Source organism: Acinetobacter sp. D009 (genome assembly GCF_038562025.1).
Lineage (GTDB): Bacteria > Pseudomonadota > Gammaproteobacteria > Pseudomonadales > Moraxellaceae > Acinetobacter > Acinetobacter pittii.
This window is the reverse complement of sequence record NZ_CP151886.1, coordinates 374,488-396,384: the sequence shown is the minus strand read 5'-3', so window position 1 is coordinate 396,384 and position 21,897 is coordinate 374,488. Positions and strand designations below refer to the sequence as shown.

Genomic DNA, 21,897 nt, shown 5'->3' with positions numbered 1-21,897 from the left:
AACTATTTTTATGATTTTAAAACTTTAATATTCCATCAATTTTTCATTTAAATAACGCCAGTAGCGTTTAGGTAAATATTGCACATGAAGTTTTATATTTTGCCGTTCAGTAATATTTACGCTGTTAAAATAATCCTTCCAAAGCTGATCATATAAAACTTCCTGCTCATCAAGCTCAAGCTGAAAGCTTTGGCTCATTCCATTTTTTAAATTACGATCAACATCCGAGGCTTCTAATGAAACTTCATGTATTTCACGTAAATCATAATAGATTCCAAACTTGCGTTGTTCGTCATAAATAAGCCAACGTTGATCTTGATAACGCCGTTTAAAATGAGGCTGAATAAGCGGTAAAACATTAAAATCGGGACGTACTAAACTTAAAAAAAGCTCATCTTTAGTTTTCTTAAACCGAATAAAAGCTTCCATCCGATGTTTCTCTCGCCCGACTTTTTTCGTCCACTGCGCAATCGCTAAAACACTAGGATTTGAATAATCTTTTTCAATGGAAACATGGCTAGTAAACACATAGATACAATAATCAAATAAGTGCTGATAGGCGTCTAAAGATTCAGATAAAGAGGCAAAATAAAATTGTTTTAACGAAGAAGATGAAAGCTTTTTTTGTAGCGCTGACCAAACACGCTCGGCATGTTCCTCATTATTTGAAACCTCAATTTTATCGGCAAATAAGCCATGTTGAGCCGCATCATTCAAGCAAAGCCTGACCTGTAATTCTTTAAATTGAAATGCACGAAAAACACAGCTCAGCAGCCCAGCCATCGAACCATCAAAATAGTAAGCTACTTCATCATTAAACATGGCTAAAACCCAAGGCTTAATTGTGGCGAGAGTTGCTGCACATATTTCGAAGATCCCTGCGTTAAAATCTGCTGCCGAATAAAACTTGATGATAGTTCTTTTTGGAATTTTGGACTGTCTTCGCAGCGAATAAAGAATTTTGCACGCTGATAGGCTACGCCGAGTTTTTTTAATAAATCGATATGGATTTTTCCAAAACGACGAGCCTGTACAATTTTCTTGGCCGATTTCACCCCAATGCCCGGCACACGCAAAATCATTTGATAATCGGCACGATTTAAATCTACTGGAAACTTTTCAGGATGCCTTAAAGCCCAGCTTAATTTCGGGTCTACATCAAGATCTAAGTTTGGGTGTTTTTCATTGACGATTTCATTAACCTCAAAACCATAAAAACGCATCAACCAATCGCTTTGATAGAGTCGGTTTTCACGAAGTAATGGCGGTGCAGAACCTACTGCGGGTAAGTAATTATTTTCATTATTAATTGGGATATAGCCAGAAAAATAGACGCGCTTGAGTTTAAATTCTTTGTAATGCTTGTCTGCCATAAACAAGACATCTTGGTCTGACTCTTGATGGGCCCCCACTACCATTTGTGTGGTCTGCCCTGCCGGTACATATTTCGGTACATGCTTAATGATTTGCCGTTCATCTTTAAGCTGAATCAGTCTATCACGGACCAAACCTAAATCTTTTTGCACTTCCTGATGTGATTTTTCTGGTGCAAAAGTTTTTAGACCAATTTCGGTCGGCATCTCTAAATTAATACTCATCCGGTCAGCATATAAACCTGCTTCATGAATCAGTTCAGGAGATGCCCCCGGAATGGTTTTTAGATGAATATAGCCATTAAAGTTTTCTTCAAGGCGCAGCTTCTTTACGACTTGAAGCATACGCTCCATCGTGTGATCTGCCGATTTAAAAATGCCTGAGCTTAAAAATAAGCCTTCGATATAATTACGGCGATAAAAATTAATGGTTAAATCTACAACCTCTTGCACCGTAAATGCTGCACGTTGGACGTCATTGGAACGGCGTGAAACACAGTAGGCGCAATCAAAAATACATACATTACTAAATAGAATTTTTAAGAGAGATACACAGCGGCCATCTTCAGTATAGCTATGGCAAATTCCTGAATGGCTGGCATCTCCCAAACCTTTATCTTTATTTTTACGGTCACTGCCACTTGATGAACAAGACACATCATATTTAGCAGCATCAGCAAGAATCTGTAGTTTTTCTCGAATGCGATCAGACATATCAAACGACTCATTTATGGCATCGTTTAAAAAATATCATTTTGCATTCTTAAATTTAATCCAGCAGAGTACGCTCGGCGTCATGAGGTGACGTTTAAAATAATCCGTCTTAATTAACATATTCTTCTAGTTGCTTTACACGCTCGGCATACTCTTGCATTGGGCAATATGAATACATCGGTGAGCCAATGTATGAGCCTGCATTACTACATTCCTGATCTACATAAGCTTTCCAAAGTCTCTGAGATTTTAAAATATCTTGGTAACGTTCTGGCTGTTTGTATTCTTCGCTTTGTGTACGAATTTGATCAATCAGAGCAACAATTTTTTCTTCATAAGTCTTTTTAGCTCGTTCAGAGCAACTATGCACGACCATGTTATTAATACTTTCAAGCTGCATTTCTTTAATGGTCTGCTCTACACATTGGTTGTACTCGTCTTGCTCGTCAGCATCGGTCTGCGCATATAACCAGGGACTACAAAAAAGGCTGGATAAAACAATGAGTTTGCAGCAAAATTTCAGCATAATTTATTCTCGATTCTATAATTTTTAATATGCTTCAATATAACAAAAAAATGATTATTCGCGCACTTGCGCTAGCTCCCATCCCTTTGTTGAGTATATCTGCCTTAGGAATAATCATCTTCAATGCGGAATTTAGTCTTTATTCGGTTGCAGTTATTTTTCTAGCCCATTTCTTATTTTATTTACTTTTTTATGGCCTTCTGGTTATTCCTTTCGCATATATCACTTCATATTTTCTCGCGCGTAAAAATCGTTTAAATCTGATGAGTATTTTTATCTGCGCAACTGTCATCTGGTTTTTGATTAGCCCTATTACACGCTTAATTTTTGTCGGTTCATTCCCTTCTCCTTGGTGGCATATTTATAAGATCTATAGTTTTTATCTTATGATTTTATTTACCAGCTTTTGTTACTGGTTAGGCTTGGAATGGCTGAGGCGAAAACAAATAGGCTAAACACATATTCCTGTGATTAAGCCTTTGCCACTCCCCCACAAAATCCTTATACTTAGTGGCAATTTTTCTCATAAATTCGTGGATGCTACATGAGTCGCGCCATCTCGCACATTGATACATTTCAGGGCTTAATTCTTGCCCTACAAAACTATTGGGCCGAACAAGGCTGCGTCGTATTGCAACCTTACGACATGGAAATGGGCGCTGGAACATTCCACACCGCAACATTCTTACGCGCTTTAGGGCCTGAAACTTGGAATGCTGCATACGTTCAACCTTCACGTCGTCCAAAAGATGGCCGCTATGGTGAAAACCCGAACCGTTTGCAACACTACTATCAGTTCCAAGTGGTACTTAAGCCAAATCCAGACAATATCCAACAGCTTTATCTCGATTCTTTAAAAGCAATCGGGATTGATACGCTTACTCACGACATCCGTTTCGTAGAAGACAACTGGGAATCTCCAACGCTAGGTGCTTGGGGCTTAGGCTGGGAAGTTTGGCTTAACGGTATGGAAGTAACTCAGTTCACTTACTTCCAACAAGTTGGTGGTGTTGAATGTTACCCAGTAACAGGCGAAATCACTTACGGTTTAGAACGTCTTGCAATGTACCTTCAAGGTGTTGACTCGGTTTATGACCTTGTTTGGACGAAAGGCCAATTTGGTACTGTAACTTACGGCGACGTATTCCATCAAAATGAAGTTGAGCAATCGACTTACAACTTTGAATACGCTCCAGTTGAAAAACTATTTGAACTATTTGATTTTTACGAATCAGAAGCAAACCGTTTAATTGAAGCAAAACTTTCTCTTCCTGCTTATGAGCAAGTGGTTAAAGCATCTCATACCTTTAACTTGCTTGATGCACGTGGCGCAATTTCTGTGACTGAGCGTCAACGTTACATTTTACGTGTACGTACTTTAGCGCGTGCTATTGCACAAAGTTATGTACAAGCACGTGCAGAGCTTGGCTTCCCAATGGCAGAACCACACTTGCGTGATGAAGTATTGGCACAGCTAAAAGCACAAGCTGAAAGTGAAGCAGCAAAGGCGGAGAAAAACTAATGAGCAAACATACTGTTTTATTCGAACTTGGCTGTGAAGAGCTTCCACCAAAAAGCTTAAAAACTTTACGTGATGCATTACAGGCAGAAACGGTAAAAGGTTTAAAAGATGCAGGCTTAAACTTCGCATCAATTGAAGCTTATGCTGCTCCACGTCGTTTAGCGCTTAAAATTGTTGATATCGATGCTGCTCAAGCAGATACACAAAAACGTTTTGACGGTCCTGCTGTTCAAGCGGCTTACGATGCAGAAGGCAAACCGACTAAAGCGCTCGAAGGCTTTATGCGTGGTCAAGGTATTACAGTTGATCAGCTTTCTACTTTCCAAGCAGGTAAAGTTGAAAAAGTTTGCTATTTAAAAGATGTGAAAGGTCAAAGTCTTGACGCTTTACTTCCACAAATTTTACAAACTGCATTAGACAATTTACCAATTGCTAAGCGTATGCGTTCTGCGGCAAGCCGTACCGAATTTGTGCGTCCAGTGAAATGGGTTCTTTTACTCAAAGATGACCAAATTGTTGACGCGACTATTCAAGATCACAAAGCTGGCAATGTGACTTATGGTCACCGCTTCCATGCACCTGAAGCAGTGACTTTAGCGCATGCAAATGACTACTTAGCTGCCTTAGAAAAAGCTTACGTTGTTGCGAACTTTGAAAAGCGTCAAGCAACTATTCAAGAACAAGTGAAAAAGTTAGCTGATGAAGTTAACGCAACTGCGATTGTTCCAGCTGACTTACTTGATGAAGTAACAAGTCTGGTTGAATGGCCTGTGGCTTTACGTGCAACTTTTGAAGAGCGCTACTTAGCTGTTCCTCAAGAAGCACTCATCACGACAATGCAAGACAACCAGAAGTATTTCTGTTTGATCAATGCGGAAGGTAAATTACAGCCTTACTTTATTACTGTTTCAAACATTGAGTCTAAAGATCCGACTCAAATTATTGAAGGTAACGAAAAAGTTGTTCGCCCTCGTTTGTCTGATGCTGAATTCTTCTTCTTACAAGATCAAAAGCAACCGCTTGCATCTCGTAAAGAAAAATTAGCAAACATGGTATTCCAAGCACAGCTTGGTACGCTTTGGGACAAATCAACACGTATTGCAAAACTTGCAGTTGCATTATCTTCAATCACTGGTGCAAACCCAGCAGATGCTGAAAAAGCTGCATTACTTGCTAAATGCGACTTAACCTCCGAGCTTGTTGGTGAATTCCCAGAACTTCAAGGTATTGCGGGTACTTACTACGCACGTATTGAAGGTGAAAACACTGAAGTTTCAGAAGCTTTAGGTGAGCAATATTTACCAAAATTTGCGGGTGATGTTTTACCTAAAACCAAAACAGGTACAACCATTGCCCTTTCTGACCGTTTAGATACACTTGTTGGTATTTTCGGTATTGGACAAGCGCCTACAGGTTCTAAAGACCCGTTTGCTCTTCGCCGTTCAGCAATTGGTATCTTACGTTTAATCATTGAAAATGAATTAGATGTAACGATTGAAGAATTAGTGAATCTTGCACTTCAAGGTTATGGCGATATCGTTAAAGACCACGATAAAACTCGTGCTGATGCTGTTGCATTCTTGGAAGGTCGTTACCGTGCTAAGTACGAAGACCAAGGCGTTGCTGTTGACGTACTTCAAGCGGTTCAAGCACTTGCACCAAAATCTCCACTCGATTTTGACAAGCGTGTAAATGCTGTTAACCACTTCCGCACATTACCTGAAGCTGCTGCACTTGCTGCTGCAAACAAACGTGTTGCTAATATTCTTGCAAAAGAAGCGACACCAGAAGGTTCTGTAGTTGAAGCAAACTTGGTTGAAGATGCTGAAAAAGCATTATTTGCTGAGCTTCAAGCAGTAACTCCTGTGGTTGAACCATTACTTGCAGCAAAAGACTACACTGCTGCCCTTTCTAAGCTTGCAGCACTTCGCGCGCCGATTGATGCATTCTTTGATGGTGTAATGGTAATGGCAGATGATGCTGACCTGAAAGCAAACCGTTTACGTTTATTGGCTCAGTTACGTAACTTGTTTACTGCTGTGGCTGATGTGAGTGTGTTGCAGGGTTAAAATTATATAAAAATTAATTTTTGTATAATTAAGCTTTAATAAAAACCATGTTTTCACTCTAGTTGGAAACATGGTTTTTTTATTGAAGAATTTCATTCAATATAATTATAAATGATTATTTTACATCCAATTAATAAATAAGAATTATTTACTTTCTTCACTTTTTATCCACAATTCAATAAACTAAAACAAATAATTACCAAACTTAACAAAGTGCCATTGCAATGAAAAACTTAAATTTATTACTCATATCAACATTATTATTTACTGGATGTGCAACGACTAAATCGATTCAATATCCAGCTGCGGGTAAACAAACCTCTCTTTCCGTTTCTTCAGAACAATTATCTTCAATGACTGAATCAGGTGCAGGTGATTACTTTGTAAAAGACAGTCAAATATTAGTTGGTGATTCAAGCAATGCTTCTGCCAGCCCAGTTTCTGGAATGTTCGGTCTTATCGGAGTAGGGGTTGCAATGGCAATTGATAAAAATGCAAATAGTTCAGCCATTGAAAAAAGCTCTCTCAATCAACCTATTAAATTTGACCAGTTAATACATCAAAAAATTAACGATTCTTTCGCCCAAAATAAAGCAGATCCAACACTTAAACTACTCGATTTAAATCAGGCATCTGAAGTTAAAATTGTGCCTTATTCACGTCTTTCTTTCCGTGAAAAGCCAGTTGTAAAAGTGAATTTTGGTTTAAAAACTCAATTTAAAAATGCGGCAGACAATAATGCAGATACAAAACGCTTATATCACTATGTAAGTAAGGAACGTATTTCTTTATCGGAATGGGAAGCTCAAAATAATTTATTATTTATGAAAAAAGCAGATCAAGCATTTAGCGCTCTTAGCCAAGTATTCGCTTTAGATTTACAACATCAATTAAATTTAAAAGCATTTGATGAGAACAAGCAAAAGAGCTGTAAAACTAATGCAGATACATCCTTAGTTTCTTTTATCCAAACTCCTGACAATTTATGTGTTGGTGTAGTTAAAACAAGTAAAGGAGATGTATTCGAAAATAGTATTTATATTGTTGAGCAATAATAAATATTAACCAAAAAGACTAGAGAACTACTTAAATTTAAGTAGTTCTCTAATGTAATCAAACAAATTCTTTAATTTCTTCTAAACTTTTCGATGGCTCAAACCACATAAAATCATAATCGGCCACATCATGAATATAAAACGGATCTTTTTTCATAATTTCTTCAGCTTCTTGAATCGAAGAGCTTAGAACTAAAATTACCCCACCTACTCTATTTTCTCGGCGCCCCGATGCCAGAAATTTCTTTTGCTCATAGTAATGATCTAAAAATGCAATATGCTCTTTGAGTACAGCATCAACTTCGGCTAATGGTTTTTTATAAGTTAAAGTAACAACAATCATTTCATTCTCTTAAAACAAGTAGCGCATGACATAGCATTAATCTACAGATAGCTTATGATCTATAGCTTATTCGATAGTACGCCTATTCCCCCAATTCATCCATACCAAACTCCCCACAATAATCACTCCACCAAGCAGCACCATCATTGACGGTTTTTCATTTAAGAAAACAACTGCCAAACTCATTGCGACAATAGGCGAGCAATACAAAAAATTCGATGCAATCGTTAACGGCATATTTTTAAGTACATATCCCCAAAGTACATAAGCCATCGCACTTGGGAAAATACCCAATAAGATAACCGACATATTGGCTTGCCAAGTGGCATGTAAAATTTCACTAGGCAAATGAGCACTATAAAAAAGTAAAGGAAGGGTTCCGAACCAAATGATGTAGCACATCATGCTCAAGGCATCATAATTTAAAGCAAATTTCTTATATAAATTAAAGTAGAGACCCCATGCAATTGCAGCTAAAACAATCAATAAACTATAAGGACTAGGTACACCAAAACCATGATCTCCACTGACCACCAACACGGCGCCGCAAAGTCCCAATAAAATACATAACCATTGTTTGAAACTGATTTGTTCCTTAAAAAGCAAAGCTGAAATAATAAAGGTAAATAACGGAATAGATTGGCTTAAAATACTAGAGGCAACCGCAGTCACATATTGCTGCCCTGTATTGATAAGCAGATGATGCAGCGTCACAGAGAAAAATCCTAATACAGCAAGCGCAGGAATATCTTTCCACTTTAAAGGTTGAATGCCTTTTTTCATGACCAAAAGCAGTAAAAAAAATGATGCGATCAAAAAGCGGAGCAAGGCAATGTGCTGCGGTGTATATGAATGCAAGGCACTATGTACGCCAATAGGTGAATAGCCCCAACAAAAGACAGTCACAGCAATACATAAATAGAGCTTAAATGCGGGAGGCTGGGTTTCGGCAGCAAGAGAAATTGCCATGTTAAATCTGCACTAATGAAATGGAACTCTTTCATCATATGCGCATGGATAGTTGAATAAAATTAACTTATATTGAGTTAACTATTCATTAAAAGTGAATGATAAAACATGGATATCGCTCAGTTAAAAATGTTCCAAACCGTGGTTGAGTGCGGAACAATGGCTAAGGCATCAATGCAACTGCATTGCGTACCATCCAACATTACAACACGAATCAAACAACTCGAAGAAGAACTAGGCACACCGCTTTTTTATCGAGAAGGAAAAAGTTTAAACCTCACTCCATCAGGAGAAATTTTCCTAAATTATTGCCATAAAATTTTAGCGCTATGCGATGAAGCGAAACGAAGTATTCATCCTGATGCACCACCCTCTGGCTCATTAAAAATTGGGGCTATTGAATCTTCTGCCACAACTCGCCTCCCCAATTTACTTGCGAAATATCATCAACGTTTTCCAGAGGTTTCCATTCAAATTATTACAGGCACATGGAAACAGTTATTAGTCGATATTTCTCAGCACAAACTTGATGGTGCAATTGTCGCGGGCAATATTGATTTTCCAATGTTAAATAAGCTCGGTATTTACCAAGAAGATATGGTCTTAATTGCATCTCACTCTTTGGGAGAGATTCATTGCCAAGAAGACCTGATTGGTAAAGAAATTTTTATGTGGACTGAAGGCTGTCCTTACCGTGCAGCCCTTGAAGAATGGCTTAAACTGAAGAATATCTCTCTTCCCATCACCAGCATTACCAGCTATGCCACGATTATTGGCTGTGTCAGTGCAGGCTCAGGGGTGGCTCTGGTGCCCAAGAGCATTTATGAGCAATATAAAAATTTGGCCCATATCCAAAGTTATAAATTTGAATATCTTGCTTTTATGCAAAATCACTTTTTCTGGCATAAAAATGTGAGCAACCATAAAGCCAGAGACATGTTTATAGAATTGATTAAGACTGAATTTAGCTTATGAATCATTGCAGTGATTGGTTTAGCGCCATTAAATGATGATTTATCGTAATCAAATCGTATGGGTTTTATCTCATTGCAGTACAAGCTTTATTTTTAACAGTAAGATCACCACTTCATCTTTTGATTCTGGTTGGGGAGATTGATCCATATGAAAACCTTACAAGTGTTATGCGTTGCAAGTTCTATATTGGCTTCATCAACCTTATTTGCAGAAACAACACAGCCACAACAAGTTGTTGAAACAACACCCAAAACACAACCTTATGGTGACAATCCTAGCTTAGGGCGCGTACTGTTATATAAAACAGGCAAAGGCATAAAAAATTTAGGAAACTCTATTCAAGGTGCTTCTGAAAAAACATCGAATAAAATTAGTGAGAAATGGCAAAACACCAAAGAATTTACTGCTGAAAAAGCAGAAGTCGTTCAACAAAAGGCAGATACAGCCAAAGTATTTACTGAACAGAAAATAGAACAAGCCAAACAAAATATTACCAGTAGCCGAAATGGTGAAAATATCCCGATTGAGCAAGGTGAGTTAAGTAAATCGAGCACAACAGCTAACTAATTTTTTGGATAGCGCGATAACTTCGCGCGCTTATAAACACAGATATTCATCTAGAAATAATGTCATTAACTATAAGAAAGCTGGGAATCTGCCTTATGAATAGTCAAAAACTCCTCTTTTCAACACTATGCTGCTTAACATTAACTGCATGTGCGACCTCTACACCTCCTTCTTCATCTTATTCTCAGGCACAAGTTTTAGAACAAGATACGAATATCGAGGCTTATCCTTCTACTACAGGTAATGTAGCCAAACTTATTAAACAAGATAAACAGGCTTGTATGATTGAATTTACTGGCTATTTAGGGGGCGGACATGTAACTGAGCACTGGACTTTTAATAATAATGGTCTGCTTTCAGCGACCTCATCGACTATGCAGTATCCTGATGAATCAGGCATATTAAATCAGGCAACCAACTCTACAACCAAAAGCTCAACGACTTTTAATATTCAAGATCCAGAAATTCAAAATAATTTCAAAAAACTCCAAAGCAACTTTAATCCAGCGAATCTAGCAAAGTGTAATTAATACTTTTTTCATAAAAAGCCCGTTGCAGAAGTTACCCTTTGCAACGGGTTATAGCTATTTAAAAATTTCTTGGACCTAATTTAAAAATTATAAATAAGCTATTTAATTAATAGTCAAACCATTTGTTGCTGCCAGCAAATCAATACGCGGGAAAACCAAACCCGTTCTTGGGTCAGTAATTGGTTTACCTGTCGTTTTTAAACGACTAATCGTTTGATCAATACTTTCTGTTGGACTCACACGATTTGCTCGTAATAAAGCAATTGCACCAGCCACATGCGGTGTCGCTTGAGATGTACCTCCCATAGTGTAGCCACCTGCCGTAATCATTGCTCCCGGTGCCAATAAGGTCACAAGACTGCCACCATTACTAAAGCACGCTACTTTGTCCGCTGCTGTGGTCGGGTCCGAACATTTCACAGGGTTCCCCCATGACACACCACCAATATTACTATCATAAACAGCCCCCACTCTTACTGCACCAGCAACACAGGCAGGAGATGAAATTCCATCTGAAAATGCATCATTGCCTGAAGCGACTACAGGTACCACACCAGCAGCTCGCGCATTGGCAAATGCAGTTCCATAACTACTATCACTACACTCCGAGGTATATTTAACACCCGGTACGCCAAGGCTTAAGTTGACTGCTTTAATATTATAGGTTTGTGCATTATTTACAGCCCAATTAATCCCTGCGAGGATATCACTATCATAAGCTGTGCTTACCCACTTACCTTGGGATCTGGCCTTTCTAAAAACATCAATGCCTATAATTTTGGTCTTGGTAGCAACCTTAGACACAATGCCTGAAACATTACTCCCATGTCCATCATCATCTAAAGCGCCATCATCTGGTGCACTATCAAATGAATAAACCACTCGACATGTGCTTGATGGTGTATTCACTGCCGTACAGCCAAAATCAGAGTGAAGATAATTCACACCTGTATCAATCACTGCCACACTAGAGCCCTCACCCGTAAAACCATTGGTATTGGCTTGTGGTTGATTAATTAAAGGTAAACTTTCATTGGTCGTAGTCCGGTTAATACGGTTCGGATAAACTGCTTTAACATTTGGATCATTTAATAAAGTCACCAAAGCTTCGCGATTACTAATTCGATAGAAAGCTAAAGGTAAATTATTGTAGTCCCGAAGTACTTGGACACCACCAGCACGGTTAAACCTTGCCTGTATATTCTTTTTATTTGTTGCAATATAACTCCGCCGTTCTAAACTGGAAGGCACACTCACCGAAGGAATATTGTATTCGACGATTAAATCATTCGAATCATTATTGACCAAGGCATCCAAATCAATTTTGCCCTGAAATACTTTTTGTTTTGCTGCTTGATTTAACCGCTGTTTAGCACTTTGAGAATCCAAAGGAAGAGCGGATGCAGTTGTACTTAATATCGTACATAGACCTAATAGAAATAACGTTTTACTTTGCATTATTTTTCTCCGTAGTTTTTCAACTAACAATTTGCTTATTTCGCTTTTATTTCATTTGCTGGATCTTTTTCTGGATCAATCGGTTGAATAGAAAGATCACTTTTTGTGTCATAAAAAGGAACGGTATCAGCTGATACCGATTGAGGATGAGTTGAATGTTGAGATAAATTTTTAGGTTGAGTAGGCTCCTTAAGTTTAGAAAGAAAGGAAGATGTGTCTGGTTGTGGCGAATTCGACTCATGTAAAGCAGAATTGAACACATCAGATGCACCACTTGTCGGCTTAAGATAGAGAACAACGGCGACCAAGCCGACCAATACAAGAAGGGAAGCAATAATTTTCATCTGTCATATCTCTGTTTTTTTGTTTATAGATATCTATTTTTATTTTTGATTATTCGAAATAAAGCGCTATTTCTTTCAATATATTTCATGTGAAATTTCTATTTCATGAAATATACAAACCTGAGAAAAGCTAAAGTACCTTTTCCCGAATAAGCAAAAATACAGTTCTGCCCTGTACATTTATATTTCTGGCAGAATATGGTTCAAAAAAGTGCTAAAAAAACACTCCATTCTCATAATAAGCAATAATTATGCCGTTTCCTCTAATAAATAATTAGATTCACATCACATTTAAAGATATAAAGGACAAGTCGAGAAAAACCGAAAGAGAAAAATTAAAGGATATTTTTTAAAAAAGGAAAGACAAGAGAGTCTAATTAGAATATCTAACAAATAAATGTTCTTTTTCACTTTATTATTAATTTTTATTAATCTTCACAATTTATCCCTAGTCTGTTTACTCAACGTAACACTGTTGTAACATTTTGATGAAGACAGTTCACAAGACTATATTCCCTTGGCTATGATTCGTTTGCGTTTATGAAATACCTCACTAAAAGGGTATATTCTTTGAAGGATATCGCAATGAAAATGATGAAAACAGCTATCGTTACTGCAAGTGTTCTTGCTTCTGCCTCTATTTTTGCACAAAGTGCGGGCGTTAATGCAGGTGCTTCTGCTCAAGTAAATGTACAACCGGGTGGTCTTGTTAGTGGCGTAGCCAACACAGTCAAAAATACTGCTCATAATGTAGGTAGCTCAGCGAAGCATGCTGGTCATGTAGCGGCTGACACTACAGTTAAAGCAACAAAAAAAACAACAGGAAAAGTGACTGAACTTTCTTCTAAAGCTGCAAATGGTACAAAACATTTTGCTACCGAAGCTGCGACAGGTACTAAAAATGTAGCAACTAAAGCCGCAACTGGTACTAAACATTTTGCTACCGAAGCAGTAACAGGTACTAAAAATGTAGCGACTAAAGCTGCAAACGGTACTAAAAACTTAGCAGTTGAAGCGAAAGCTGATACAAAAGCAGGGGTTGATGCTGTAAAAGCTAAAGTTGCAGAAAAACAAGCAGATCAAAAAGAGTTTACTGCTGAAAAACAAGCTAATGCTCAAGCGCATGTAGATGCTGTAAAAACTCGTGTAGCTCAAAACCAAGCTGAGCAAAAAGAGTTTGTAGCTGACACTAAAGCTGATGCTCAAGCAAAATTAAATGCAGCTCAACCAGCTCATGGAGTTAACGCTCAAACAGGTGTAAACGTTGGTGTTAATGTTGCTGGTATTAATGCAAATGCAAACGTAAATGCAGGCGCTCAAGCGACTACACAAAAAGCTGAAAAGAAATCTTTTATTAAAGGCCTTTTCGGTAATAACTAATCCGTTAGAAATAAAAAAGGGCAATTAATTGCCCTTTTTTATTTCTCAAAAATCAAGTATTCAACTCGTTTCAGTTAAAACTAAGCCTGCACGTAAACCAAGCTTCACATTTGGGTTTGGAAATAAAATCCAGACCTGATCTTGCTCAACCACATAATTACCAGAAGGTTGAGTTGCAATGATTTCACCTTTGGTAAAAGTCGAAAAATTCGGAGCTTCAGCAGATAAATTCATCTGGAAGTCTTCATCTTTTTTAATTAAAGAATCAGATACTTTAAAGACCCGAATTTTTGTTTTATTACGTGGTGGTAATGCTTGTTCAGAAACTACATTACGAATGACTTCGTCAATTGCAGCAAACTGGCTCAAGTCATTTTGTCCAAATGGTAAGGCTTTGCCTAACTCTAAAGTAGCGCTTGCCGCTTTAAAGTTCTCACTCGTAAAATGTGTAAATGTTTTACCTACTGCATTGTGATAAACCAAAGCATCTAAATCGGCTGCCTCAAGACTTGCTGTTAAATCAGCATCATAGCCATGCGTTTGATAAGGAAATAAAGCAAACGTTGGTAACAATGAAGCACGTATTGCTGTGTGTAAATCATAGTGATAGCGTTTAGCGTCACTTGCACTTTCTTGAAAGAAGTTTGTGACAACTTGCTCTAAAACTTCAGCACGCTTTGATTCTTGAGTCACGGCTAGAGTTTTATATCCACCACAAAACATTCGATTTACATCGTCATGCACATAGCGTTTACCTTGACGCATTGCATAAGGGTTACCCAATACAAGCAACAACCTCACAGCAAGGTTTAAACGCCCCGCAAATAAGTCCGTGCAAAGATGAGATAATAATTCAATTGGTGCTGTTTCATTACCATGCACTCCAGCTGACAGTACGACAGCTTTGTCGTACTGTGCGTTTGGGGTACACTCAAGAATTCCCTCGCCTACCCAACGCCAAGAAAAATTATCTTGTTTTCCTTCGCGAGTTGTAGGCTGCTCACCTTGTAAGGTTAATGCTAGAAAATCTTGCATGTCACCTCCTCATTATTTTTGGAAAGGATAAACCGAACCCAAACCTAAAATTTTGGTTAGTTCGTCAAGTGCCATACGGCTTTCCATTAACAAATGCGGATCAGCCAAATCTTCTTGTGCTAAACGATCACGATAGTGTTTATCTACCCATTGATTGAGTGTGCCAAACAATTGATCATTCATAAGAACTTTTGGATTTACAGCATTTAATTCAGTTTCGTTTAAAGCTACGCGTAAACGTAGACAAGCTGGACCACCACCATTACGCATACTTTCACGTAAGTCATATACCTGAATAGCATCAATTGGTGAGCCCATTTGAATCATGTCATTTAAATAGCCCCAGACTGCTGCATTTTGACGAGACTCTTCCGGTACAACAATAGTCATTCCACCATCTGGACGAGTCAAAATTTGGCTATTAAATAAATAGGTTGCTACGGCATCGTCAACGGTAACACGGTTTTCAGGGACTTCAATTGAAATAAAGTCTTCACCGATGCTTGCCATTTTTTGACGAATTTCAGCAAAGGCCTGATCTTGATTTAAAAAGGCATGTTGATGGTGGAATAAAACCTGTTGGTTACTTACCGCGATCACATCGTTATGGAAAACGCCCTGATCAATTACATCCGGATTTTGCTGAACAAAAACGGTATGCGCATCATCTAAACGGTGCAAACGTGCAATAGCTTCACTTGCCTCGCGCGTTTGACGAGCAGGATAACGTTTTGGTCCTGGCAAGCCATTATTTAAATGTTGTTGACCATAAACAAACACCTGAACACCGCGCTTAGCATAATCACCCCCTAAGCGGTTGTGATTGGCTGCACCTTCGTCACCAAACAAAGCCACTTGTGGCAATGCTTCGTGGTGTACAAAGTGGCGTTCATTTTTAAAGATCGCTTGTAAAACTTGGCTTGTAGTTTCAGCTTCAATTGAACGGTGAAACTTATTGTTCAGGTTCGCTGCTGTAAAATGCACGCGCTCATCTTGGCTATCTGCCGAAGGTGAAACGGTAGCTGCATTAGCAGTCCACATTGGAGAAGCTGAACTTAAAGATGACAATAGTTCAGGTGAATGACGCATTGCTTGAGCAACAACGCTAATGTCATCACCTGTAAAACCTAAACGGCGTAACATTGGAACATGTGGACGCTCATGCGGAGCAAGTACACCTTGTTTCATTCCCATGTCAGCCAAGGCTTTCATCTTTAGCAAACCTTGTTTAGCTGCTAATTTTGGATTCGAGGTATTATTACGGTTTTTTGTCGATGCTTCATTACCAAACGACAAACCCGCGTAGTGATGTGTTGGTCCCACTAAACCATCGAAATTTACTTCATATCCTTTCATTTTTTCTTTCCCTAGTGTTTAAGGCAACACAATCCCTGGAGATAATTTTTCTGGTAAGGTTAAGCTGTCACTTTCAAGTGATGCCATTGGCCAAGCACAATAGTCGGCAGCATAAAAAGCACTCGCGCGGTGATTACCTGATGCCCCTACACCACCAAACGGTGCAGCACTTGAAGCGCCAGTTAACGGCTTATTCCAATTCACAATACCGGCACGTGCTTCAATGAGTAAGTCATCAAACAGTTCACGTTTTGGTGAAACCAAACCAACTGACAAGCCAAAACGAGTTGCGTTAGCAATTTTTAATGCTTCATCAAAGTTGTCATAACGTTGAATGGTGGTAAGCGGGCCAAAATATTCTTCATCCGGAATATCTTTCACGCCTGTGACATCAACAATACCCGGAGTAAGTAGAGAACTGTCTTCTTGAGGACGCGTCATGGCTAATAAACTTTTTGCACCCAGCTCAAGTAACTTTTGCTGAGCATTCATCATGTTTGTTGCAGCAACTGACGAGATTACCCCACCCATAAATGGTTGTTGTTCGTCGTTCCAACGGCCAACTTTTAGATTTTTAGCAACTTCAACAAAACGTTGAATAAATGCATCACCTTCAGCACCATTTTTTACCAAGATGCGGCGCGCACATGTACAACGCTGACCTGCCGAAACAAAAGCAGATTGAATAGCAAGATTAACTACTGCATCAACATCAACAATTTCATCAATAATCAATGCATTATTGCCGCCCATTTCAAGCGCAAGAATTTTTTCAGGTGCACCTGCCATTTGCTTATGCAAGTGATAACCAGTGTTTGCACTTCCGGTAAACAATAAACCATCAATTTCATGTGAAGCAGCTAGTGCTTCACCCGTGGTACGTCCACCTTGCACCAAATTCATCACACCATTTGGCAGACCAGCTTGCTGCCAAAGTTTTACAGTTTCTTCAGCAGTCCATGGCGTTAATTCACTTGGTTTAAATACAACTGTGTTGCCAGCAAGTAATGCAGGAACAATATGCCCATTTGGTAGATGGCCCGGGAAGTTATATGGACCGAAAACCGCAAGTACACCATGCGGACGATGACGTAAAGATGCCACACCATCAGCCATTTCAGTTGAGCTTTCGCCTGTACGCTGGTGGTAAGCACGAATCGAAATCGCAACCTTGCCAATCATTGATTGAACTTCAGTTAACGTTTCCCAAAATGGCTTACTGGTTTCTTGGCTAATGACTTCTGCTAAATGCTTTTTATTTTCTTCAAGCAAAGCGGCGAATTTTTCAACAATCGCTACACGTTCTGCAAGTGGTAAACGCGCCCAAGCTGGAAACGCAGTACGCGCTGCCTGACAAGCTTGCTCTACATCAGTAGCAGTAGCCTCGGCACCTGACCATACAGTTTGGTTATCAACTGGATTTGTTTTTTCAAATGTTGCACCGCTGCCTTGTAACCAGACACCGTTTATAAATAAAGAGTTTGACATCAGGATACTTCCATTGGATTTAGTGATAACACACGAACAACGTGACCTTCTTGTACACCGAGTTTTTCAGCTTGTTCATGTGTTAAATTTATTGTGTTATCAACAAGATCAAGCTTTAACAACATTGCCTTATAGTCATGATAATTATCATTGGCAATGAGATATTGGGTCTTACCGACCGCAGCTTCACTTGTAATTTTGACGTTTAGTAACTGACTTTCTTTTACTGCTCGCAATTCATCAATATTGGCTTCAATAGTTGGACCAGCATCAAAAATATCGACATATCCTTGATAGCGTAAGCCTTCCGACTCAAGCACATGATAAGCAGGTAAAGTTTGTGGATGCATTTTTCCAATTACCTCTTGCGCATCTTTTGGCAAGAGATCTACATAGACTGGGAAACGTGGCATAAGCTCTGCAATAAATACTTTTTGCCCAATTCCACTCAAATAGTCTGCTGTTGAAAAATCCATATTAAAGAAATGGTGACCAATCGCATCCCAAAATGGAGAACATCCATTTTCGTCTGAGAAACCACGCATTTCAGCAATTAACTTTTTCTCGAAATATTGCTTAAAGGCAGCGATAAACATAAAACGGATCTTCGATAAGAATTTACCGTTTTGGTTTTCACGACGCTCTGGATCTAAAAATAATGTACAGAGTTCACTACTACCTGTTCTGTCATTACTTAAAAATAAAGTAGGTAATGACTTATACACATTTAATGCTTTTGAAGCGTGTACTTGAGTACCAACATGAAAGTTGTACCAAGGTTCAATGAGCCCTACAGCAACTTCAATTGCACTTAACCCAATAACACGTTGAGCTTCTGTATCTTCAAGAACAAACAGATAACCTTGTTCACTTTTGTGGACATTGCCATTTAAAGTATTGCGAGTACGTGAAATTCGAGCCGAAAGTGTATCCATATTTTGTGGCAAGGAAGTCAGGCCTACACCTGACTTACCTGCTAATTTATAAATATCTTCAAGGTCTCGAAACTCGGCATGACGGACGATCATCATGGCTAGCTTTCCTTTTTTTTATTTAGCCAACTTTGCCAATGCGCGTTTTAAACGAGCAATTCCTTCATCAATATCTTGTTCAGGAATAATTAGAGACGGTGTAAAACGAACCACGTTTGGTCCCGCGATTAAAGCAAGCAAACCTTCTTCGCCCGCCCAAGTCGTAATGTCTTTCGCTTTGCCTGCATACTCAGTTTTTAATACACAACCAATGAGTAAGCCTTGACCACGAATTTCTTCAAAAATCGGGTATTCAGTATTTAATTTATTTAATGCGTCTAGGAAATATTGATGACGATGTTTTACACCTTCAAGTACTTCAGGCGTATTAATAAACTCAAATACTGCACCTGCTACCGCACTCGCTAACGGGTTCCCACCATAAGTCGTACCATGTGTACCGACAGAAAAATGCAGAGCAAACTTATCGGTTGTTAGCATTGCGCCTACTGGAAAACCACCACCTAGTGCTTTTGCAGTAGTTAACACATCTGGAATAACACCAGAGTTCATGTAGGCATATAGTGCACCTGTACGGCCAACACCTGTTTGCACTTCATCAAAAATCAGTAAGGCACCAAACTCATCACACAGTGCTCTTAAGCCTTTTAAAAACTCGATATCAGCTGGAATTACCCCGCCTTCACCTTGGATCGGTTCAACAATCACGGCACAAGTTTGTTCATTAATGACCGCTTTTGCAGCTTCTAAATCATTAAAGGCAACGTGGTTGATACCATTTGGAAGTGGTGCAAAGTCTTGTGAATATTTAGGTTGACCACCCGCCGAAACGGTAAATAAGGTACGGCCATGGAAAGCATTGTTAAATGCCACAATGCCGCTTTTGCCAGCAATACCGCTGTCTAGTCCAACTTTACGAGCTAGTTTTAATGCTGCTTCGTTCGCTTCTGCACCTGAGTTACAGAAGAAAACCTTGTCTGCAAATGTATTTTCAGTGAGTTGTTTTGCAAGGCGTAGAACCGGTTCATTTGTATAACCGTTACCAACGTGCCAAAGTTTTGTTGCTTGTTCTGTTAAAGCATTTACTGCCACTGGATGCGCATGACCTAATGCGTTTACTGCAATCCCGCCTGCAAAATCGATATATTCTTTATTTTCTTGATCCCAAATACGTGAACCTTCGCCACGTACTGGAATGAAATTTGCCGGTGCAAAAACTGGAACCATCCAGTCGTTAAAGTTGCTTCGAGTTACAGAAATTGGCTGTTCCATGCTTACCTCAGTATTTATTTAATATATTCGATAACACTTAAATTTGAATAATTCAGAAAAAGGGACTGAACAAATAAACCCTATAACATCCTTTATATTTGTTCAGACCACTTTTTCTAAAAGTAATTTTCGCAGATTAGCCTGGGAAAATACCGCGTTCTTTACGAGCTTTTAAGATACGCTCACATGCCAAGATGTAAGCTGCTGTACGTAAAGTACAAGCGTTGCTGTTTGCTGTATTCCAAACATCTTCCATAGCTTGAACCATCAACTTGTCTAAACGTTCGTTGATTTCTTCTTCGCTCCAGAAGTAGCTCGCCATGTCTTGAACCCATTCGAAGTAACTTACAGTTACACCGCCGGCGTTACATACCACGTCAGGAACTACAACAATGCCACGCTCAACTAATACATCTTCAGCTTTAGGATATGTCGGGCCGTTTGCGCCTTCTAAAATCAACTTAGCTTTAAGTTTTTGAGCACGTTCAACAGTGATTTGGCCTTCCAATGCAGCTGGAACAATAATGTCAACTTCAGCTGTCCAGAAATCTTCGTCAGCAATTGATTGCGCACCAGCAAAACCACCAACACCTTGATTTGCATTTACGTGATCACGTAATGCTTCAAGATCAATACCATCAGCATTGAAAATTGTGCCAGTGTGGTCTTGAACGTGTGTAACTTTCGCTTTTGATTCAACAAATAAGAAAGCTGCTTCACTACCTACGTTACCAAAACCTTGAATAGCAACTTTCGCGCCTTCAATTGGTAAATTAATTTTTGCTGCTACTTCACGACCTGTAACGAATACGCCACGACCAGTTGCTTTCACACGACCTAAAGAACCGCCTAAGTGAACTGGTTTACCAGTTACAACACCAGTTACCGTGTGACCTTGGCTAGTAGAATAAGTATCCATCATCCAACCCATGATATTGGCATTCGTACCAACGTCTGGAGCAGGAATATCTTTTTGAGGCCCAATAATATGACCAATTTCAGTCGTATAACGACGAGTCAAACGCTCTAATTCACGAGTTGATAATTTACGCGGATCAACACGGATACCACCTTTTGCACCACCAAATGGCAAGTTCAAAACAGCAGTTTTAATTGTCATCCATGCAGACAACGCCATCACTTCATTCAAATCAACATTTGGATGGTAACGAACACCGCCTTTACCCGGACCACGAGACAAGTTGTGTTGTACACGGTAACCTTCAAAGTGCTGGATCGAACCGTCATCCATCACGATTGGCACATCAACAATAAGCGCACGCTTAGGACGTTTTAAAGTATCGATATAATCAGCTAAGTGTTCTAAATATGGCGCTACACGGTCAATTTGTGCCAAGTAAGTTTGCCATGCATCGCTATGTTCGTTTACGTATGAAAGATCTGACATCTTTTTTCCTATATACCTTCATAGACTCAGATTTGATAAATCCGTAGTCTTTATTATTCAGCAACCAAAACCTTGCAATAACAAAGTCTTAGTTTATTTACTAAACCTTCTGCTCTTCTAAAGCATTAGATTTTTTAAATTCCATTTGTTGATACTAAAAGTATGATCTACTTTTATATATCGATATCTTTTACAAGCTTTCTTTTATGTAACTTACTGTTTATAAAGCTATCTTTATAAAAGCAAAGTTTAACCACAACCCACTTAATCCAGTCGGCTGAAATATAAATACAAAAGAAATGGCATAACCGTTTGGGAGTTAAAAAGAACGATGATTTATAAAAAAATCATATGTCCATAAAAATTATTTTGACTAATCGATAGATCCCTCCATTAGTCTTTTTAAAAATAAACATTGTTCAATAATGCTACAGATTAATTATCTCTACACACACCGCTTAAAATTAAGCCGGAACATAGCTATAAAATCTTCCAATAAATATAGCATAGAGCACACTCAT

At 38.8% G+C, this 21,897-nt stretch carries 21 protein-coding genes; 8 read left to right on the top strand and 13 right to left on the bottom strand.

Annotated features, from left to right (window positions below; translation table 11 throughout):
- Positions 1-24 precede the first annotated feature (24 nt).
- The 3 genes from AAC388_RS01895 to AAC388_RS01885 form a co-directional block, all read right to left on the bottom strand.
- Complete coding sequence (locus AAC388_RS01895; protein ID WP_342371127.1) at positions 25-822, bottom strand: TIGR03915 family putative DNA repair protein; 798 nt, start codon at positions 820-822, stop codon at positions 25-27.
- A 2-nt stretch (positions 823-824) separates the two neighbouring features.
- The gene (locus AAC388_RS01890; RefSeq protein WP_270906985.1) at positions 825-2,087 is read right to left on the bottom strand and encodes a putative DNA modification/repair radical SAM protein; all 1,263 of its coding nucleotides are present in this window, start codon (positions 2,085-2,087) and stop codon (positions 825-827) included.
- 109 nt (positions 2,088-2,196) lie between these two features.
- Entirely contained in the window at positions 2,197-2,613 is a 417-nt protein-coding gene (locus AAC388_RS01885; RefSeq protein WP_161282733.1) for a lysozyme inhibitor LprI family protein, read from the bottom strand.
- Between the two features lie 29 nt (positions 2,614-2,642).
- On the opposite strand from AAC388_RS01885, the gene AAC388_RS01880 reads away from it, so the two are divergent.
- The 4 genes from AAC388_RS01880 to AAC388_RS01865 all read left to right on the top strand — a co-directional run bounded on the left by AAC388_RS01880 (position 2,643) and on the right by AAC388_RS01865 (position 7,259).
- Complete coding sequence (locus tag AAC388_RS01880; protein WP_130173003.1) at positions 2,643-3,068, top strand: hypothetical protein; 426 nt, start codon at positions 2,643-2,645, stop codon at positions 3,066-3,068.
- Positions 3,069-3,157: 89 nt separating this feature from the next.
- Complete coding sequence (glyQ, locus tag AAC388_RS01875; RefSeq protein ID WP_002044989.1) at positions 3,158-4,135, top strand: glycine--tRNA ligase subunit alpha; 978 nt, start codon at positions 3,158-3,160, stop codon at positions 4,133-4,135.
- Positions 4,135-6,204: a glycine--tRNA ligase subunit beta gene (glyS, locus tag AAC388_RS01870; protein ID WP_202732961.1), complete on the top strand. Its 2,070-nt coding sequence runs from the start codon at positions 4,135-4,137 to the stop codon at positions 6,202-6,204. Before glyQ ends, glyS begins: the two co-directional genes overlap by 1 nt.
- Before the next feature lie 224 nt (positions 6,205-6,428).
- Positions 6,429-7,259, top strand: a complete 831-nt coding sequence (locus tag AAC388_RS01865) for a hypothetical protein (RefSeq protein WP_202732962.1) — start codon at positions 6,429-6,431, stop codon at positions 7,257-7,259.
- Positions 7,260-7,317: 58 nt separating this feature from the next.
- On the opposite strand, the gene AAC388_RS01860 is transcribed toward AAC388_RS01865, so the two are convergent.
- Entirely contained in the window at positions 7,318-7,602 is a 285-nt protein-coding gene (locus tag AAC388_RS01860; RefSeq protein WP_202732963.1) for a YciI family protein, read from the bottom strand.
- A 66-nt stretch (positions 7,603-7,668) separates the two neighbouring features.
- Positions 7,669-8,571 carry a DMT family transporter gene (locus tag AAC388_RS01855; RefSeq protein ID WP_202732964.1) on the bottom strand — a complete coding sequence of 301 codons (903 nt, stop codon included), beginning with the start codon at positions 8,569-8,571 and terminating at the stop codon, positions 7,669-7,671.
- Between the two features lie 108 nt (positions 8,572-8,679).
- Here AAC388_RS01855 and AAC388_RS01850 point away from each other — a divergent pair, with 108 nt between their 5' ends.
- From AAC388_RS01850 to AAC388_RS01840, 3 genes are all read left to right on the top strand, one after another.
- Positions 8,680-9,546 (top strand): LysR family transcriptional regulator, encoded by an 867-nt coding sequence (locus tag AAC388_RS01850; RefSeq protein WP_202732965.1) that lies wholly within the window; start codon positions 8,680-8,682, stop codon positions 9,544-9,546.
- A gap of 147 nt (positions 9,547-9,693) precedes the next feature.
- Positions 9,694-10,113 carry a hypothetical protein gene (locus AAC388_RS01845; protein WP_202732966.1) on the top strand — a complete coding sequence of 140 codons (420 nt, stop codon included), beginning with the start codon at positions 9,694-9,696 and terminating at the stop codon, positions 10,111-10,113.
- A gap of 95 nt (positions 10,114-10,208) precedes the next feature.
- Positions 10,209-10,643 carry a hypothetical protein gene (locus AAC388_RS01840; RefSeq protein ID WP_202732967.1) on the top strand — a complete coding sequence of 145 codons (435 nt, stop codon included), beginning with the start codon at positions 10,209-10,211 and terminating at the stop codon, positions 10,641-10,643.
- Positions 10,644-10,745: 102 nt separating this feature from the next.
- Here the strand turns inward: AAC388_RS01840 and AAC388_RS01835 are convergent, their stop codons facing one another.
- Positions 10,746-12,101 (bottom strand): S8 family serine peptidase, encoded by a 1,356-nt coding sequence (locus tag AAC388_RS01835; RefSeq protein WP_342371126.1) that lies wholly within the window; start codon positions 12,099-12,101, stop codon positions 10,746-10,748.
- Positions 12,102-12,136: 35 nt separating this feature from the next.
- A complete protein-coding gene (locus AAC388_RS01830) occupies positions 12,137-12,445 on the bottom strand; it encodes a hypothetical protein (protein WP_005078399.1) in 309 nt (102 codons plus the stop codon).
- 585 nt (positions 12,446-13,030) lie between these two features.
- Between AAC388_RS01830 and AAC388_RS01825 the strand changes: the two genes are divergently transcribed.
- On the top strand, positions 13,031-13,825 hold the full coding sequence (locus AAC388_RS01825) for a hypothetical protein (protein WP_075383154.1): 795 nt from the start codon (positions 13,031-13,033) through the stop codon (positions 13,823-13,825).
- A 60-nt stretch (positions 13,826-13,885) separates the two neighbouring features.
- Here AAC388_RS01825 and astE read toward each other — a convergent pair whose 3' ends face one another.
- From astE to AAC388_RS01795, 6 genes are all read right to left on the bottom strand, one after another.
- The gene (astE, locus tag AAC388_RS01820; RefSeq protein WP_202744819.1) at positions 13,886-14,860 is read right to left on the bottom strand and encodes a succinylglutamate desuccinylase; all 975 of its coding nucleotides are present in this window, start codon (positions 14,858-14,860) and stop codon (positions 13,886-13,888) included.
- Positions 14,861-14,872: 12 nt separating this feature from the next.
- The gene (gene astB, locus AAC388_RS01815) at positions 14,873-16,216 is read right to left on the bottom strand and encodes an N-succinylarginine dihydrolase (protein ID WP_174725311.1); all 1,344 of its coding nucleotides are present in this window, start codon (positions 16,214-16,216) and stop codon (positions 14,873-14,875) included.
- An 18-nt stretch (positions 16,217-16,234) separates the two neighbouring features.
- A complete protein-coding gene (gene astD / locus AAC388_RS01810; protein WP_005804573.1) occupies positions 16,235-17,704 on the bottom strand; it encodes a succinylglutamate-semialdehyde dehydrogenase in 1,470 nt (489 codons plus the stop codon).
- Positions 17,704-18,735 carry an arginine N-succinyltransferase gene (astA, locus tag AAC388_RS01805; RefSeq protein WP_002116871.1) on the bottom strand — a complete coding sequence of 344 codons (1,032 nt, stop codon included), beginning with the start codon at positions 18,733-18,735 and terminating at the stop codon, positions 17,704-17,706. The genes astD and astA overlap by 1 nt, the downstream gene beginning before the upstream one ends.
- A gap of 18 nt (positions 18,736-18,753) precedes the next feature.
- The gene (locus tag AAC388_RS01800; protein ID WP_032042554.1) at positions 18,754-19,968 is read right to left on the bottom strand and encodes an aspartate aminotransferase family protein; all 1,215 of its coding nucleotides are present in this window, start codon (positions 19,966-19,968) and stop codon (positions 18,754-18,756) included.
- Positions 19,969-20,104: 136 nt separating this feature from the next.
- Positions 20,105-21,376 (bottom strand): Glu/Leu/Phe/Val dehydrogenase, encoded by a 1,272-nt coding sequence (locus tag AAC388_RS01795; protein ID WP_005078412.1) that lies wholly within the window; start codon positions 21,374-21,376, stop codon positions 20,105-20,107.
- Positions 21,377-21,897: the final 521 nt, after the last annotated feature.